Annotated in this window: 14 protein-coding genes and 3 pseudogenes; 1 reads left to right on the top strand and 16 read right to left on the bottom strand. The window is 41.4% G+C overall.

Annotated features, from left to right (window positions below):
- Nucleotides 1-196: 196 nt before the first annotated feature.
- The 11 genes and pseudogenes from ACMAZF_RS08550 to ACMAZF_RS08500 form a co-directional block, all read right to left on the bottom strand.
- Nucleotides 197-1,213: pseudogene (locus ACMAZF_RS08550) on the bottom strand (IS110 family transposase).
- 106 nt (nt 1,214-1,319) lie between these two features.
- Complete coding sequence (gene pyrF, locus ACMAZF_RS08545; protein WP_435276944.1) at nt 1,320-2,018, bottom strand: orotidine-5'-phosphate decarboxylase; 699 nt, start codon at nt 2,016-2,018, stop codon at nt 1,320-1,322.
- Nucleotides 2,019-2,048: 30 nt separating this feature from the next.
- Entirely contained in the window at nt 2,049-3,203 is a 1,155-nt protein-coding gene (gene lapB, locus ACMAZF_RS08540) for a lipopolysaccharide assembly protein LapB (RefSeq protein ID WP_435276943.1), read from the bottom strand.
- Nucleotides 3,204-3,212: 9 nt separating this feature from the next.
- Nucleotides 3,213-3,497 (bottom strand): LapA family protein, encoded by a 285-nt coding sequence (locus ACMAZF_RS08535; RefSeq protein ID WP_435276942.1) that lies wholly within the window; start codon nt 3,495-3,497, stop codon nt 3,213-3,215.
- Between the two features lie 187 nt (nt 3,498-3,684).
- Entirely contained in the window at nt 3,685-3,975 is a 291-nt protein-coding gene (locus ACMAZF_RS08530) for an integration host factor subunit beta (RefSeq protein WP_435276941.1), read from the bottom strand.
- Between the two features lie 67 nt (nt 3,976-4,042).
- The gene (gene rpsA, locus ACMAZF_RS08525) at nt 4,043-5,716 is read right to left on the bottom strand and encodes a 30S ribosomal protein S1 (protein WP_435276940.1); all 1,674 of its coding nucleotides are present in this window, start codon (nt 5,714-5,716) and stop codon (nt 4,043-4,045) included.
- Nucleotides 5,717-5,823: 107 nt separating this feature from the next.
- Entirely contained in the window at nt 5,824-6,510 is a 687-nt protein-coding gene (cmk, locus tag ACMAZF_RS08520) for a (d)CMP kinase (RefSeq protein ID WP_435276939.1), read from the bottom strand.
- A 168-nt stretch (nt 6,511-6,678) separates the two neighbouring features.
- Nucleotides 6,679-7,959: a 3-phosphoshikimate 1-carboxyvinyltransferase gene (gene aroA, locus ACMAZF_RS08515; RefSeq protein WP_435276938.1), complete on the bottom strand. Its 1,281-nt coding sequence runs from the start codon at nt 7,957-7,959 to the stop codon at nt 6,679-6,681.
- 176 nt (nt 7,960-8,135) lie between these two features.
- On the bottom strand, nt 8,136-9,218 hold the full coding sequence (locus tag ACMAZF_RS08510; RefSeq protein ID WP_435276937.1) for a phenylacetate--CoA ligase family protein: 1,083 nt from the start codon (nt 9,216-9,218) through the stop codon (nt 8,136-8,138).
- Nucleotides 9,219-9,221: 3 nt separating this feature from the next.
- On the bottom strand, nt 9,222-10,019 hold the full coding sequence (locus ACMAZF_RS08505; protein ID WP_435276936.1) for an ABC transporter ATP-binding protein: 798 nt from the start codon (nt 10,017-10,019) through the stop codon (nt 9,222-9,224).
- 268 nt (nt 10,020-10,287) lie between these two features.
- A complete protein-coding gene (locus ACMAZF_RS08500) occupies nt 10,288-11,190 on the bottom strand; it encodes a lysine exporter LysO family protein (RefSeq protein ID WP_435276935.1) in 903 nt (300 codons plus the stop codon).
- Nucleotides 11,191-11,398: 208 nt separating this feature from the next.
- Between ACMAZF_RS08500 and ACMAZF_RS08495 the strand changes: the two genes are divergently transcribed.
- On the top strand, nt 11,399-12,754 hold the full coding sequence (locus ACMAZF_RS08495; RefSeq protein WP_435276934.1) for a leucyl aminopeptidase family protein: 1,356 nt from the start codon (nt 11,399-11,401) through the stop codon (nt 12,752-12,754).
- A 34-nt stretch (nt 12,755-12,788) separates the two neighbouring features.
- Here the strand turns inward: ACMAZF_RS08495 and ACMAZF_RS08490 are convergent, their stop codons facing one another.
- The 5 genes and pseudogenes from ACMAZF_RS08490 to ACMAZF_RS08470 form a co-directional block, all read right to left on the bottom strand.
- On the bottom strand, nt 12,789-13,394 hold the full coding sequence (locus ACMAZF_RS08490; protein WP_435276933.1) for a hypothetical protein: 606 nt from the start codon (nt 13,392-13,394) through the stop codon (nt 12,789-12,791).
- Nucleotides 13,395-13,567: 173 nt separating this feature from the next.
- A pseudogene (locus tag ACMAZF_RS08485) lies at nt 13,568-13,837 on the bottom strand (transposase); the annotation flags it as partial.
- Between the two features lie 267 nt (nt 13,838-14,104).
- Nucleotides 14,105-15,130, bottom strand: coding sequence for an IS110 family transposase (locus ACMAZF_RS08480; protein WP_435275279.1), 1,026 nt, complete (start codon nt 15,128-15,130; stop codon nt 14,105-14,107).
- Between the two features lie 240 nt (nt 15,131-15,370).
- A pseudogene (locus ACMAZF_RS08475) lies at nt 15,371-16,000 on the bottom strand (IS1595 family transposase); the annotation flags it as partial.
- Between the two features lie 354 nt (nt 16,001-16,354).
- Nucleotides 16,355-16,888 carry a peroxiredoxin family protein gene (locus tag ACMAZF_RS08470; RefSeq protein WP_435276932.1) on the bottom strand — a complete coding sequence of 178 codons (534 nt, stop codon included), beginning with the start codon at nt 16,886-16,888 and terminating at the stop codon, nt 16,355-16,357.
- Nucleotides 16,889-16,895 lie beyond the last annotated feature (7 nt).

The following is a 16,895-nucleotide window of genomic DNA, read 5'->3' as shown; positions in this document are numbered from 1 at the left end:
CAAGTGATAAATCAATAACGGGGTGATTTGCGCTAATGTATTCGGAGTCTACTTAGGTTTTCACCCGCTCCACGATGAGATCCGCGCTAGATTGTCCTCAAAAAGCCGAAAGCATTTACATACTGTTTTTTGTGTCAGGTCTTCAATCTAGCCGATTAATCGTTTTGTCATCTTCGTTATCATTTGCAAATTCGGATTAAACTCTTACTTCAAATGGTCTTTGACTAACCATCACAGACCACGCTATTCTTGCTAACTTATTGGCCAGTGCGACAACCGCTACATTAAATGGTTTTCTCGCTCGTAACTGAACTATCCACCGGCCAAAGACCTTCTCCGCTAATTCTAGCCTTGATAAGAGTGCTCTGGCTCCATGAATAAACAACGTCCTAAGCGCTTTATTACCGCGCTTACTTATACCTAATAACGTTGTTTTTCCGCCCGTGGAATACTGATGTGGGACCAATCCTATCCACGCGGCCATGTGACGACCATTTTTAAAATCTTGTGGATTACTAATATCCGATAAACAGCGGCTACTTGTTAAGTCTCCAATCCCTGGAACCCTTTTTAATAGTTGCGCTCGCTCATCATTATCAACTAATTCTTTGAGCTTTGTATCTTGTATTTTTAGGCGTCCATTGATCTGTAAATAATACTCGTGATGTTCTACTAACTCCCGCATTAACATCGCTGGAAGGCGCTCTGGACTATCGGCTAACCACTAAAAAAGGGTTTTCATCGCGCTATGACCCCTAGGGAAACTCATGCCAAATTCCAGTAAAATAGCACCGATACGTGACATACACGCTGTTCGTTCTTTAACGTAACTAGAACGTATTTTTTGTATCACCGATATCACTTGTGCTTGTTCTGACTTTACACTTACAAAACGCATCGAAGGACGAGTAGCCGCCTCGGCAATCGCATCAGCATCGATAAAATCATTCTTATTGGTTTTCACATAGGGTTTGACATATTGCGGTGGAATTAACTTAACGTCATGACCAAATGACTGACATCGCCTCGCTAGCCAATGACTACCGCCACATGATTCCATGGCAATAAGCACTTTGGGGTGATTGGATAAATACTGAAGAAGTTTAGCCCGGTTGAATTTACTTCTTGAAACTTCTCTACCTGCGTGATCATGTTCTACAACATGAAAAGTAGACTTGCCTAAATCGATTCCTAATACTTTAATTAATGACATGATGGTTCGCCTCTTTAGTTTGCCTAACTCTAAGGTTAGCTTAGGGTGAGGCGGACCATCTAATTAAGCCGCTCTAAAAGCGGCTAGTGTATTGGTCATTAAGTCATTAACTTAAAGATTGATTAATGTCGGCTAACACTTGTTGTGGTGCATCAGATTGAGTAATAGGTCGGCCTATCACTAAGTAATCACTGCCCGCTGCTACCGCTTTTTCTGGCGTCATAATTCGTTTTTGGTCACCGACTGCGCTTCCGGCTGGTCTTATACCTGGAGTAATCAATTGAAAATCATCACCAAGAACTGATTTTAGTCGCGTTGCTTCTTGCGCAGAACAGACAACCCCATCCAAGCCACATTCTTTAGTTAATGATGCCAAACGTAAAACGTGTTCGTCCAATTGAGCGTCAACACCGATCAGTGGAAGCTCAGATTGTTCCATACTTGTTAACACCGTTACAGCAATTAAGATTGGTGCTTTATCTCCATAAGAAATAAGCGCTTCTTTAGCTGCTCGCATCATTTTTTCACCGCCACTTGCGTGAACATTCACCATCCAAACACCAAGCTCGGCAGCAGCAGTTACTGCTTTTGCAACCGTATTGGGAATATCATGAAATTTTAAATCCAAAAATACATCAAACCCTTTGGCAACCAGCTGTTTTACAAAATCAGGGCCAAAATAAGTAAACATTTCTTTGCCAATTTTTAGACGACAGCTCTGTGGGTCAATCGTGTCGACAAAGGCAAGTGCTTTGTTTTGATCATCGAAATCTAATGCAACCACAACTTTTGACTGATTATTCATGTTTACTTTTTACCTTTTTTACAATAAATATTAATCGCCATCAAGTCCGCGAATAGGTTTTACACTACCCCATGAAAGACATGATGGACATTGCCACTGAATATTTTTAGCACTGAAGCCACAACTTCCACAGCGATAAACAGGGCGAACTTTTAATTGCTCTGCAACCAATGCTTTTAAATGCAATAAACTCTCTTTCGCTTTGCCATTTTCTGCAACATCAATTTGAACTTGCATCAAATGGAAAAAACCAATGACGCTGGGCGCTTCGAATAGGTGCTTTGTCAGCATTTTCTCTTTTTCACTGCTATTTAACTCATCACCAGCTAGCTCTATCTTAGCCATTAATGTCGCAATACCGGCACCTTTAGCAATAGCATCTTCTAACTTAATCGCTAATAGATCTAACTGTTCCCGCGCTTGGTAACACTTAATGAATAATTCGATTGCTTCTCTAAAAAAGTCAATATCTTGTGCTAAAAATTGATCAATAACGAGCTGACAATTTTCATACTCACCGCGATCGAAATAGTGTTGCCCCAATAACAAACGCGCTCTGGTGCAGCCGGCATCGACTTGTAGCGCGCGTTTTAACAAGGTCACATCATCGTTATTATCATTGCCTTCATATAACTCACAATAAAAATGAGCACGGGCAGGAATTAACTGGCGCTTGCCGAGATCAACAAGTAAACGCGATGTGTCAATTGCTTGTTGCCAATCTTTGGTCTTCTGATAGATACATACTAAATGCGTTAATGACTTTTCTTGATAGACCTTGTTTTCTGACAGTTCGATAAACAAGTTGGCGCTGCGATCTATCAGTCCTGCCTGTAGATAATCATTGGCTAACTCAAACAGTGCGTTATCGCGTTGTTCATCACTTAGATTAGGCCTTGCAAGCAGGTTTTGATGAATTCTTAATGAGCGATCGACTTCACCCCGTTGTCTGAAAAGTCGACCTAAGGCGAGATGGGTTTCTATGGTTTCACTATCCACTTCCACCAATGAAATGAATTGATCAACCGCTTTGTCAGGTTCATCAGATAATAAGTAATTTAAACCAGCAAAATAGTTTTTAGAATGCTCACTCACATCGCGCTGATGCTGATGACCAGCACTTCTTCTTCCCATATACCAACCGTAGGCGGCTGCTATGGGTAATAAAAGAAAAAGTAGCTCCATAATACCTGTCTATGCTTTCTCGCTAACAATGATACTCGTATCATCACTTTGCGCAGCAGCTAGTTTTTTATGGGTTAATGCAAGTTTCAGTTTAAGCTGTAAATACATTGAATAGAATATGATCCAACAGATAGTAAAGCCGCTTACGAAGGTAATTCCAAGCGCAACGCTAATATTAAAGCTACCTTGACCAACTAAATAATTTACATCGACCATGGCGTTGTTAACTGCACCGAATAAAACAGCAATAGTGAAAAAAACAATCACTATCATGGTAGTCAATACAACCTTCATTATCGCTCCTTAAAACGCTGGCTTCACAAGATAATTATCAAACTATATTCAACGATACTAAGAATGCCCCCAGTAAAGTGCGCTCTATTATCTAAGAAAATCAAGCGCCTTGCTAGCCATTATTTAACGAATATAAAAAAAGCGACCCAAAGGTCGCTTTTTATACACAAACAATTACTAAAAGTAACTATGCATTAAGACTGGCGTTAACTCGCTCACGTAATTCTTTACCTGGCTTAAAGTGAGGGACATATTTTGACCCTAACTCAACCGTTTCACCAGACTTAGGATTACGCCCAGTACGTGGTGCACGATAATGCAACGAGAAGCTACCAAAACCTCGAATTTCAATTCGATCACCTGATGACAAGGTGTTTGCCATCATATCAAGCATGTCTTTTACAGCACTCTCAATATCTTTCGCTGACAAATGTAATTGTTTCAGGGCTAATCTTTCGATTAATTCTGACTTAGTCATAAACCTTCCTCTTAGCAGTATGATTATTAATAGAATGAGGCGTTTACACACCCCAGTCAACTATTAATTAGTCACGGTTTGCGTTTTTGAACGCTTCAGCCATAGCATTTGAAGAGAAGCTCTCTTCGTTGTTATTCACGCTTTCAACTGCTGATTTTTCTTCAGCTTCGTCTTTAGCGCGGATAGATAGGCTAATTACGCGATTCTTACGGTCAACACCTACGTATTTCGCTTCGATTTCTTGATCTACTGATAATTCAGTAGAAGCATCTTCGATACGGTCACGTGATATGTCAGCAACACGGATGTAACCTTCAACAGTATCAGCAAGCTCAACAGTTGCGCCTTTAGCATCAACAGCTGTTACTTTACCCTTAACAATAGCACCTTTCTTGTTTTCTGCTAGGTAGTTATTGAATGGATCTTCTTCTGATTGCTTGATACCAAGAGAGATACGCTCACGTTCTGCATCAACTGCAAGAACAACAGCTTCAATCTCGTCACCTTTAGCGAAATCACGAACAGCATCTTCACCAGCAACATTCCAAGAAATGTCAGATAAGTGAACAAGACCGTCGATACCACCGTCAAGACCGATGAATACACCGAAATCAGTGATAGATTTGATCTTACCAGATACGCGATCGCCTTTAGCGAACTTAGAAGAGAACTCAGACCATGGGTTAGCAACACATTGCTTAAGACCAAGAGAAATACGACGACGCTCTTCATCAATGTCAAGAACCATAACTTCAACAACGTCATCCAAGCTAACAACTTTAGATGGGTGGATGTTTTTGTTAGTCCAATCCATTTCAGAAACGTGTACTAGACCTTCAACGCCTTCTTGAATCTCAACGAAACAACCGTAATCAGTTAGGTTAGTTACGCGACCAGTAAGTTTGTGACCTTCTGGGAAACGACCAGCGATTGATACCCATGGATCTTCACCCATTTGCTTAAGACCAAGTGAAACACGAGTCTTTTCACGATCGTACTTAAGTACACGAACATTGATTTCGTCACCAACTGCAACGATTTCGCTTGGGTGCTTAACGCGTTTCCAAGCCATGTCAGTGATGTGTAGAAGACCATCGATACCACCAAGATCAACGAATGCACCGTAGTCAGTAAGGTTCTTAACGATACCTTTAACTTCGATACCTTCTTGAAGGCTAGCTAGTAGCTCTTCACGTTCTGCACTGTTTTCAGTTTCGATAACTGCGCGACGTGAAACAACAACGTTGTTACGTTTTTGATCAAGTTTGATAACTTTGAATTCTAATTCTTTGCCTTCAAGGTGAGAAGTATCACGTACTGGACGTACATCTACTAATGAACCAGGTAGGAAAGCACGGATAGTATTCACTTCAACAGTGAAACCACCTTTAACTTTACCGTTGATAACACCAACGATAGTTTCTTGCTCTTCAAATGCTTTCTCAAGAACACCCCAAGACTCGTGGCGTTTAGCTTTTTCACGAGAAAGTTGAGTTTCACCGAAGCCGTCTTCCATTGCGTCGATTGCAACGTCTACAACATCACCAACAGAAACTTCTAGTTCACCTAGAGCGTTTTTGAATTGGTCTGCAGAGATTGGGCTTTCAGATTTAAGACCTGCATCTACTAATACAGTACCACGTTCGATACGTACTACAGTACCTTTAACGATGGCGCCTTGGCGAGTTTCTAGTTCTTGAAGAGATTCTTCAAACAGTTCAGCAAAAGATAATTCTGTCATGTTTAATTCACATTTAATAATCCGGCTACGCAATCCTGCGATAACGGGGTAGTTAATTATGGTTTTATCATCCTTGATTAAACCTTTAGTATTTAGTAACTGTTTAGCTATATTTCGGCGTCAATCGCCGCGTGTTCCAGTACTTTTTCAAGCACTTTCTCAATAGATAAACCAGTTGAGTCTATTACAAGCGCATCTTCTGCCGGTACAAGCGGTGCAACCGTGCGGTTACGATCTCGCTCATCACGTTCAGTGATCTCGCTCAAAAGGGACTGGATATTAGCATCAAAGCCCTTTTCTTGCAACTGATTAAAGCGGCGCTGAGCGCGTTCCTCAGCGCTTGCCGTTAAGAAAAACTTAACCGGCGCTTGAGGGAAAACAATAGTGCCCATATCACGTCCGTCTGCGATAAGCCCTTCTTCGCTTAAAAATGCGCGCTGACGGCGTAATAATGCTTCGCGGACACGTGGGAATGCAGCGACTTTAGACGCACTATTTCCAATTTTCTCGCTTCTAATTTCTCGGGTAACGTCTTCACCTTCTAACACCACTTTAATGGTCCCTGCTTCATTGTCGCTGACAAAGCGAACATCAAGATGGCCCGCAAGCGGCGTTAACCCATCTTCATTATCTAAAGCAACATTGTGGTGAATAGCTGCCAATGCCAGAACGCGATAAATCGCGCCACTGTCTAGCAATTGCCAACCTAGTTTATCAGCTAATAAACGAGCGATAGTTCCTTTACCGGCGCCACTTGGTCCATCAATAGTAATTACTGATAAATTTTCGGCCATCGTATACTCCTAACTAAAACGCCATAACAGCGTGCACTACGTGACTTAGTTCAAGTTGTGAACTAAGTCGTTAAAATTCCGGTGCACATTCTACATGAGCTAGCTGGAAGATGATATAAAGAAACAAAAATTTAACCTTTATAAAACATCAATAAAAGCAACAAATTGTTAATGGCTTACCCGTTCAAATTCATCAAAATAGGTTGGGAAGGTCTTAGCCGTACAGCCAGGATCGTTGATAGTCACTGCCGTGTCGCTCAGTGCTACTAATGAAAAACACATCGCAATACGGTGATCATTATAGGTATCGATTGCGGCATGATTAATTTTTGTTGGCGGTGTAATTGTGATGAAATCGTGACCTTCATCAACAATTGCCCCTACTTTGCGTAATTCTGTCGCCATCGCATTAAGGCGATCGGTTTCTTTGACGCGCCAGTTATAGATATTACGAATGGCGGTCGTTCCCTTCGCAAACAATGCTGCAGTCGCAATCGTCATCGCTGCATCGGGAATATGGTTCATATCCATATCTACAGCAGTCAAAGCCCCTGCACTTACGGTAATAGAATGTGGTTGCCATTGCACGGTGGCACCCATCGCTTCAAGCACATCAGCAAAGTGCTTGTCGCCCTGTACGCTTTCACTGCCAACGCCAGTAACTGTTATAGTGCCGCCCTTAATGGCTGCAGCCGCTAAGAAATAGCTCGCCGATGATGCGTCGCCTTCAACAAATACCTCACCAGGTGATTGATATTGTTGTTTTCCTTTAATTGAAAAGTGTTGCAAATTTTCATGAGTAACATTGACGCCAAATTTAGCCATTAAATCAAGGGTAATTTCAATATAGGGTTTTGATACCAACTCACCAACGATTTCGATGGTAATGTCATCGTCCGCTAAAGGTGCTGCCATGAGAAAAGCCGTTAAAAATTGACTAGACACTGAACCATCAATTTTAACATGACCGCCCTTTAACCCTGTCCCTTTAATCGTCACCGGTGGAAAGCCAGGGAAATCGTGGTAGCTAATATCACAACCCATCGTTTGCAGTGCTTCCACCAGCGAATCAATCGGGCGCTCAGACATGCGAGGCTCGCCAGTAAGTGTAAACTCCCCTTGCCCCAAACAAAGCGCTGCACATAGTGGTCTCATCGCAGTACCCGCATTGCCAAGGTAAAGCTCACATGTGCTATCGATATCAATTGCGCCTCCATTACCTTGAACAACGCAGGTTGTTTTATCTTCATTTAATTGATAACTAATGCCTAATGTTGTTAATGCTCTGAGCATATGGCGAATATCATCGCTATCTAACAGGTTATAGATAGTGGTTTCACCGCTAGCGAGCGCCGCTAATAAAAGTGCGCGATTTGATAAGCTTTTCGAGCCAGGGAGGTTAACGGTGCCGTTAACCGATGAAATGGGTGATAGCGTCAGTGAATCCATGATGTGTTTTAAACCTGTTGTTTTATTTCTTTTATTTGGTCAATCATAATGCCAGCCTATTTGCAGGCTGCCAATGGGGCTAAGTCACTAATTCAGTATAAAATGACATATTTTAGATGAAAAAAAACGCAGTTTAACTGCGCTTTTTTCATACGAACTAAAAATTAGTTCAACTATCAATTATAAACCCTTAAATCTTCGATTACCTTTCCGTCGTTGGCAATACAATTGAGTCCAACCAATTTGACTCGACCATTCAACTTCGTCAAGGCTTTAATGCGATCTCTCAGATCCGTTTCATCAACAGATTCAGGCTCACTACTTTCGCAAATCAAGAGCATTTCATCGTTATGATTTTTACTACTAACAACAAGTCGAGCTTTGTTTAATGCTGGGTAATGGCAAACAATTTGTTCTGGGTGAACAAACATTCCCTTAACCTTGGTGGTCTGATCAGCGCGGCCTAGCCAACCTTTAATCATCATATTAGTACGGCCACATGGGCTTTTACCTTCCAATACAGCTGATAAATCACCGGTTGCAAAACGTATCAACGGATAGGCTTCATTAAAGCAGGTTATGACTATCTCACCAACTTCACCTTGCGTTACTGGTTTATTCGTACCCGGCCTAACTATTTCTACAATAATATCTTCTGCGACAATCATGCCCATTTTGGCTTTGGATTCATAAGCAATTAAACCAGCATCGGCGTTGGCATAAGCTTGCAACACACTAATTCCGCCATCTTCAAAGCTTAGCCTCAATGATTCGGGTAATGCTTCGCCTGTCACTAGTGCTTTTTTAATTGAACTAATATCTCCTTTTTGACGCAAAATATTTAAAAACGATGGCGTACCGCAATAACCTTGAGGTTTCAAATGTGCTATCACTTCGAGTTGTTGCTCTGTCTGTCCAGGTCCTGCTGGTATAACGGTACAACCGCAAGCTTTAGCACCAGCGTCTAAAATAAAACCACCTGGAGTCAGATGATAAGACAAGCAGTTTTGCACTAAATCGCCTTGTCTAAAACCGGCAGCATAAAAAGCGCGGCCAGTTCGCCAATAATCAGCGCCACGCCCTTGTGGATCATAAATTGGACCTGGTGATTGGAAAATTCGCTCTATTGGTGCCGAGTTCGAATTAATGCCAGCAAATGGATATTGTTTTTGTTGCAGCTTTATTAAGTAACTTTTTCTTAGGGTCTGTTGGCGAGCATTTTCTCTCAGTATTTTTGTAAAAGTATCCAATGTATTCATGTTCTAAGCTCCAACCGCCTCAGATTCATCCACTTCTTCGCCTAAGTAAGCACGTTTAACATGTGGGTCGGCCATTACCATTTCCAGATCGCCGCTGATTAATTTCTTACCAAAATCAAGTACCATCATTTGATGAGAAATATCCATAACCACCCCCATATCATGTTCAATCATCACAACGGTGATGCCAAACTCTTCATTAAGATCAAGAATATAACGAGCCATATCTTCTTTTTCTTCCAAGTTCATACCCGCCATCGGCTCATCAAGTAATATCATCTTTGGTTTGAGTGCCATTGCTCGAGCCAACTCAACACGTTTACGTAGGCCATATGAGAGCGTGCCCGCCGTTGATTTTCGAATGTGAGATATTTCAAGGAAATCGATGATTTCTTCAACATGACGTCGATGAGCGAGTTCTTCTTTTTGTGCACCTGATAGCCAATATAAAGGGCCTGTCACCCAATTATTTTTAAGCAAATGGTAACGACCAACCATGATATTATCGAGTACTGACATGTGCCCAAATAACGCAAGATTTTGAAAGGTTCGTCCCATACCGAGATTTGCCCGGTCATTGGGTCTAAGATTAGTTACAATTTTTCCGTCGAATGTTATTGCGCCCTCTTGCGGCTGATATCGCCCAGAAACACAATTCAACATGCTTGTTTTTCCGGCGCCGTTAGGCCCGATAATAGAAAAGACGCTGCCTTTTTCTACTGAAAAACTCACATCAGTTAAGGCTTTTACACCTCCAAATGCTAATGAGATGTTATTAACATCTAATATAGATTCTGCCACTTACGCCTCCTCTTCCTAGACGGTTTGGTGCTCTTATCTAGTTATTGCACCGTCAACACTTACGTAAACAAAAGGTTAATTTTGTTACTCATTAGTAAAGCAATATCGATAATACGGAGTTGTAACAGGATAAAAATTAGACGTTAGTATATTTATGCAACAACAAGGCAACAAAAAGCTTACGTAGAGGTAAATCAAGAAAGAGATTAATTAGATAAACAAAGGTTAAGAAGGCCTAACCAACAAGATGATTAGGCGTTTGAACGAACTAGAAGTTAATAAAAAACAACATGCACAACGGCGCCATAATACTCAGAATGAATCCACTCACAATGGCGATAGGTACGGCATCACTACCGCCAGTTTTTTGAATGATAGGCAATGTGAAGTCCATTGAGGTTGCTCCTCCAATTCCAATAGCACTGTGGCGCTTAGCATTAATAAGTAATGGAATGACAAAGATTGCTACCAGCTCTCGTCCTAGATCGTTAATTAATGCGACAGCACCGAGAATCGGTGAAATGCCATCACTGATCAGAATGCCTGATAATGAGTACCAACCAAAACCCGAACTAACGGCTAAACCATGAATTAACGGCAGCCCAATAATCTTTGCGACAACGACACCACCAAGCCACGAAGTAATCATTACGGTTATAGCAATCTGCATCCCGCTTTTGTTCAAGAGGATCTCGCGCAATGCGATACCACTATTGCGCAATGAAATACCAATGAGCGCCAACAATACCATCAACGCCCATTCGCTAGCGGTATCAATCATTGATTTTTCGATAGAAACGAACATACCAATGATAAAGCCGAGGGCAACCACGCCTAACAAGGATACTGATTCAATAATCATCGGGAGCTTGTCTATTTTGACATCGCGTACTTTTTGGATCCGTTGTCGGTGCCATCGGTCTAAACCATATAGGCCAATTAAATTTGCAATTAAAATACCGACAATAAAGGCAATAGCATGCCAAATAACTTGTGACGCATTCTCTGAAAAATTATCAATTAGGCTTAAACTGATCCCCATTAAAAAGAGGATAAAATACACCATATAACCACAATATTGATTAACGCGATGTAGCCACGCCTCAGACGACACGACAATCAAATAACCAATTACCAAGGGCAATAAAATAAACAGCAAACCAAAATACATGAGGCTCTCTAACAACAATAAAAAACGGATTATACCTATCTAATAACCTAACAACAGATTTTTTAGGGTGTGTCACGTTGATTGCCTATTAACACATTATGGCAAACAACATCAGTTGGATAGGGAGATAAAATTGCCATTCCTTTCAAATAATACACAGGTATAATGACCGCTAGTTTATCCATAAATCAAACCATAAGGACGCTTCATGCTTGTCACTAGCAGCGAACAACCCACCATTGCACTGCACATTGTCCAAGAAAATCAATTTGACCAATGGCTCTCCCAACAAGAAACACCGACAGCACTTTGGCTTAAAAATACCTATTTTAAGGGCCCTGGCGTTAGCTTGGTCCCTGACGCTGACGGTCTGCTTACATTAGCTTTGTTCGTCGCTTCAGATTTAAGTGATTTCTTTGCTTGTGGCCAATTAGCAACAGCCCTACCCCCATTAAATTTTGAGCTGATTGCCCAAGCGCAATATCAGGAAGCAATTGCATTTGGTTGGCTAGCAGGTTGCTACGATTTCAATCGCTACAAAAAACACAAAAAAGCACAGCCAAGTTTGTTGATTTCCAATGAAGCATTGGTAAAACAAGTGACGTTAGACAATCGCGCACAATCACTGGTACGCGATATGGTTAACACCCCAGCCGCCGACATGATGCCACAAGAGATTGCGCAAATTGCACAATCTCTTACGGCAGAATATGGCGGTGAAGTGACTCAAATTATCGGTGATGATTTACTCGATAAAAATTATCCAACCATTCATGCAGTTGGTCGAGCGAGTGACAATACGCCACAACTCATCGATTTACGCTGGGGCGACAAAAATGCGCCAAAAGTTACATTAGTTGGTAAAGGTGTTTGTTTTGACAGCGGTGGCCTCGATCTAAAACCAGCTGCTGGCATGCGAAATATGAAAAAAGATATGGGCGGTGCTGCCCACGTCCTTGGTCTGGCTCAATTGATTATGGGTAATGATTTACCAGTCCAATTGCGCGTACTTATTCCAGCGGTTGAGAACGCAGTATCGGCGAATGCGTTACGTCCAGGCGATGTTATCACGACCCGCGCAGGTATCACTGTTGAAATAGACAACACCGATGCTGAAGGTCGTTTGGTACTTTGTGATGCCATTAGCGAAGCCATTACAGAGCAACCAGAGATGTTAATAGATTTTGCAACCTTAACTGGGGCAATGCGTGTCGGTCTGGGCACAGAGCTACCGGGATTCTTTGCCAGCAATCAGCAAACAGCTAATGCGCTATTAGCACACGGATTGACAAACAGCGACCCTGTTTGGCAAATGCCACTTCACAAGCCTTACAAAAGTCTGCTTAAAAGCAATGTTGCCGATATAAGCAACTGTGCAACAGGTCCATTTGGTGGCGGTATTACAGCAGCTCTTTATCTGCAAGAGTTTACCCAAGATCATACTGATTGGCTTCATTTTGATATTATGGCGTGGAACGTTAGGCCGCTAGCTGGTCGCCCAATTGGCGGTGAAGCATTCGGTGTTCGTACGGTATATAAACACTTAGCCGCTAAGTACGTTTAAAGTCATCGCCATAAACGCTACCGCACAATTGCGTTTATGGTGGATTTTTTTCAGTCAATGAAACCCAATTTGAAAATTTTAACATGGTTATAAATTCACGATGATTTGGTTCAAGCATTGATGCGTGAAAATCTCCCCATTGGTTATCTCGTTCGAACACAAAATGTGTATTAATAACTTTGATCTGCTGATTGTCAGAACCAATGATTGACATATAGGTTAGAACCTGGCCATCTTTGTGTACCAATTGAGAAACCGTGTTTTCATCGATTGTCACATGAGGATTGTGCCTTATTTTCGCCAGCAAGCATTTAATATGCATTTGTGCGCTGTGATTACCGATACAATTAGGCGTGGCAAAATTTAGCGATACAGTGAGTCGTTGGTGTCTTGCTAATCGATAATACCTGTCCTCACGCTCAATGAGTCGCTCCTCCCTAAGTGATGGCGCATAAAATGTCACCGTAAATTTACGCGTTGGTATATTCCACACCTTGATTGACCAAGTATTAGATTTTGACTGCTCGTCTTTCACAATTTGGCGCGTTTTATCCAAATTTCCTTGCAATCCCGAATCACTTTTCGCACAGCCAGCAAGCAACACACAAATAGTTACTATACGTATAAAATAAATTGCCATATCAAGTATTTAATCATCCCTAGAACAGATAGAAAGTACATTAACAGGGTTATAACCTGCCCCAATCAATAGCGCAAGTACTCTATCGAAACACCGTATGTTTCAGGCGCTTAACAATAGCTACGTCCCCTCACGCAGCACTAAAGAACTGGCGCTGTTCCAAAATACTGTTGTCACCCGTAAGCCGCGACTAATATTTGCTGTGTATCTAGCTTGGCGTTGCTTTCCCTGAACCACGCAAGATAATTAGATAAATACGTCGTTGCCACACCTTTCATTTTTCCGTTAATCCAGCCTTTAAAGTTAGCTATCGCGCCATTCACCGTTTGGATATGGTACACCTCATCTATTACTCTGATTTCACCGTTGATTAACCGCTTATGGTCACCATGTTTTTGTTTGGCAATTGCCACATAGGACCACGAACCATCGCTGCATAATACCATATATGGACCCTCTCCTATTGCAAGACAATTTTGATCATTGAAATAGAGTACATTGCAGCCATATATCCGGCTTTTTTATGAGGCAATATTATTGCCTCTAGCCCTGATGGATTTCCGCCCCTATCACCTCATCAATTCTCGCGGCTTCTCATAGCCCTTGGTATTATAAGGTTTCCTATAGGGCAGTGCTGAACTGTATCCCATCAATCTCTATTACCTAGCAAATAAAAAGGTAAATCTTACTACTTGGTTCTTAACTACTGCTTACTTGTGAGTGTTGCTAAATTTGTAGTTTTCTTGGTGATGTAACATCGCCCAAGCCATTCTTGCCATTTTATTGGCCAGTGCTACCGTCGCGTTATTGAAACTACTTCGCCCCTTCATCGCTTTAGCCCATAAACTGACCCTATCTGTTTTATTATCACAGTGTCGTAACGCAGCTCGTGCACCATTAATTAACTGCGTTCGTAAATAGGTATTCCCACGCTTACTAATTCCCATCAAATTGGCTTTACCGCCGGTTGAATGTTGCCGAGGAACAAGGCCAAGCCAAGCGGAAAGATGGCGACCGCTATTAAAATCTTTACCATCGCCGATACCCGCATATAAGGCTGTCGCATTAATTGGGCCTATTCCATTCATCGTACTAAGTTGCTTACAAATATTATGCTGATTGCATATGCTTAATATTTCTTTATCAACGACTTTTATCTCTTGCTCTAATTTTTTTAATTCTTCATATAAATCATTAAAATAACGTCTGGCGTTAACACTTAACTCATTGTCTGCCGCTTCAATAAGCGCTGGTAATTGAGATTTTAGATGATGTACTCCTTTTGGAATAACCAACCCGTATTCTGCTAACAGTCCCCGTATCTGATTGCTCAACGCCGTTCTGTTTTTCATTAACCGCTCTCTGACTCGGTGCACCATTTGAATATCTTGCTGCTCTAAAGATTTAAGTGGTACAAAACGCATGTTCTTTCGCTGTGAAGCTTCCGCTATTGCTTCGGCATCGTTATAGTCATTTTTATTGCCTTTGCGATATGGTGTCACAAACTGTGGCGCGATAGCTTTCACCACATGCCGACAACGAATAAGTACTCTTGTCCAGTAATGAGTGCTACCACAAGCCTCCATGACAACAATGCAAGGCGCTAACTTAGCAAAGTAATCAGCAACTTTATTTCGAGCTAACTGTTTTCGCTTAAGCACTTTTCCACCTTTGTCCATTTGAACTAAGTGAAAAGTAGATTTGGCGATATCTAAACCAATTGTTATATTGTTCATGTGACCCTCTCTTCTTTTATATAGATGCTTAACACCTATATTGGCTCATTTGAAGCCGAAAGTGGAGCGGAGAGGGTCCATACCATTAATTGCATTAAATATTTGCCCACTTGTACTTGTTAAAATTAACTAAAATGGCGTTGCTCTCAATCCTAATAGCCAGCTATTAGTCAATCGAGCGCCTTGTTTTAGCTGATTTTCTCTACGCACAACAAGATCACTTACTTAATGCAATTGGTATAATACCGAGTGTTCAGTGATATTTTCAGCTAAATTCGCTGCTATTTCTGCCGTTGTATCAGCCGCTAACATAGGGTTAATCATATGGTTGCTGCGATCTATCGATAAAAGAACGGCAACTTGACCATCCTTGGTTCGTTTATCGATGCCGCCCCCTCGTTTTCTGGGCTGACGTTGCTCCGCTAAAGTGTTCGAACCTTTTTCTGAGTAAGCTAGAAAAAACTCATCAACTTCAATAATTCCCGATAGCTTATCGTCATTTTTACCCGCTTGAGCAACCAGAAAACGATGTCGCCATAAGAAAGCCGTTTTAAGGTTAATACCACAAACCTCGGCAGCTTCTCTTAGGGGTAATTTTAATTGCATACAACGGGCATAATCTTCCCACAGATGAGATTTATGTAATCGAGCGAATGGTGTCTTAGTTTTGTTGTTAAAGGTTTTATGACAACCTTTACAGCGGTATCTCTGTATCGCACCTGATTTCCCCCACTTTTTCAATTGAGTGGATTCGCAATGAGGGTATTGTGGGGATAGGTCAAAAAGAGGCTGAATAATTTCATCGGTACTGATTTCAGCCTCTAGGGCTTGAATTGACTGATGAACTATCTCTCTTTGCGCTGGAGTCATCGAGGAACGTTGTTTCGTTATCCGGTTATACCAATTTGATTAAGTTTGTGATCTCGTTTTGCGAAGGAAAAACAAATGAAGGCAAGGCGCTTGATTGAGCAATAGCTGGCTATTGGGATTGAAAGCAACGCAACATTCATTTTATTTTAACCAGCAAAAGTGGGCAATAACTTTGTCAACTTGGTATTAAGCTTACTTACAAATGATTTAGTATTGATTACCAATACCTTCAATAAGTTAATCTCACTATTGAGTATAGACAACAATTAGCTACAACAGCGCCAAAGGTACATTGATTACAATCACTTTACCTTAACTGGAGCTTTGCCCTCGATAACCGAGGGAAAATAAACGTTATCGCGGTGTAAACCCTAATAATTTCAAATTATCTACCATGTCTTTTGCCGCACTTTTAGGTTCAATATCTTTGTCAATTTTGAGTATCTTTCCATTGATGCCAATATAGAAGGTCCAGCGTTTAGCAAACCCTAGAAAACTCAATACATCAAACGCTTTTGCAGCTGACTTTGTTGGATCGCTTAACATTGGAAAGTCTGCTTTCGTTTTCTTCGCAAAATCTAAATTATCTTCCAATGGATCAACACTGGCCATAAAATAGCTGACGTCGTACTGACGAATAAGATGACCATCGTTAACTAATGACAAACACTCAATGGTGCAGCCTCGGGTATTCGCCATGGGATACCACGCTAATACTACAGCTTGTCTGCCTTTGTAATTGGCTAGCGTATAGGTTTTTCCGTTAGTCGCTTTCAGTGAAAAATTAGGCGCGTCATCGCCAACGCTTAACTCTTTGGCAGCTAACGATGATGATATCGCAAGCGATAGCGCTATCGTCAGTGATAATAAGCTGCTGTGAAATTTCATATTGTAT

The sequence above is a fragment of the Psychrobium sp. nBUS_13 genome (genome assembly GCF_051201665.1).
Taxonomy (GTDB): domain Bacteria; phylum Pseudomonadota; class Gammaproteobacteria; order Enterobacterales; family Psychrobiaceae; genus Psychrobium.
Note: the sequence above shows the minus strand (reverse complement) of the source record. Positions and strands in the feature narration are given on the sequence as shown.

What these genes read in the sequence shown, in the direction of transcription:
- pyrF (WP_435276944.1), bottom strand. Translation starts at nt 2,018, where the DNA reads ATGAATAATCAGTCAAAAGTTGTGGTTGCATTAGATTTCGATGATCAA.
- lapB (WP_435276943.1), bottom strand. Translation starts at nt 3,203, where the DNA reads ATGGAGCTACTTTTTCTTTTATTACCCATAGCAGCCGCCTACGGTTGG.
- ACMAZF_RS08535 (WP_435276942.1), bottom strand. Translation starts at nt 3,497, where the DNA reads ATGAAGGTTGTATTGACTACCATGATAGTGATTGTTTTTTTCACTATT.
- ACMAZF_RS08530 (WP_435276941.1), bottom strand. Translation starts at nt 3,975, where the DNA reads ATGACTAAGTCAGAATTAATCGAAAGATTAGCCCTGAAACAATTACAT.
- rpsA (WP_435276940.1), bottom strand. Translation starts at nt 5,716, where the DNA reads ATGACAGAATTATCTTTTGCTGAACTGTTTGAAGAATCTCTTCAAGAA.
- cmk (WP_435276939.1), bottom strand. Translation starts at nt 6,510, where the DNA reads ATGGCCGAAAATTTATCAGTAATTACTATTGATGGACCAAGTGGCGCC.
- aroA (WP_435276938.1), bottom strand. Translation starts at nt 7,959, where the DNA reads ATGGATTCACTGACGCTATCACCCATTTCATCGGTTAACGGCACCGTT.
- ACMAZF_RS08510 (WP_435276937.1), bottom strand. Translation starts at nt 9,218, where the DNA reads ATGAATACATTGGATACTTTTACAAAAATACTGAGAGAAAATGCTCGC.
- ACMAZF_RS08500 (WP_435276935.1), bottom strand. Translation starts at nt 11,190, where the DNA reads ATGTATTTTGGTTTGCTGTTTATTTTATTGCCCTTGGTAATTGGTTAT.
- ACMAZF_RS08495 (WP_435276934.1), top strand. Translation starts at nt 11,399, where the DNA reads ATGCTTGTCACTAGCAGCGAACAACCCACCATTGCACTGCACATTGTC.
- ACMAZF_RS08490 (WP_435276933.1), bottom strand. Translation starts at nt 13,394, where the DNA reads ATGGCAATTTATTTTATACGTATAGTAACTATTTGTGTGTTGCTTGCT.
- ACMAZF_RS08480 (WP_435275279.1), bottom strand. Translation starts at nt 15,130, where the DNA reads ATGAACAATATAACAATTGGTTTAGATATCGCCAAATCTACTTTTCAC.
- ACMAZF_RS08470 (WP_435276932.1), bottom strand. Translation starts at nt 16,888, where the DNA reads ATGAAATTTCACAGCAGCTTATTATCACTGACGATAGCGCTATCGCTT.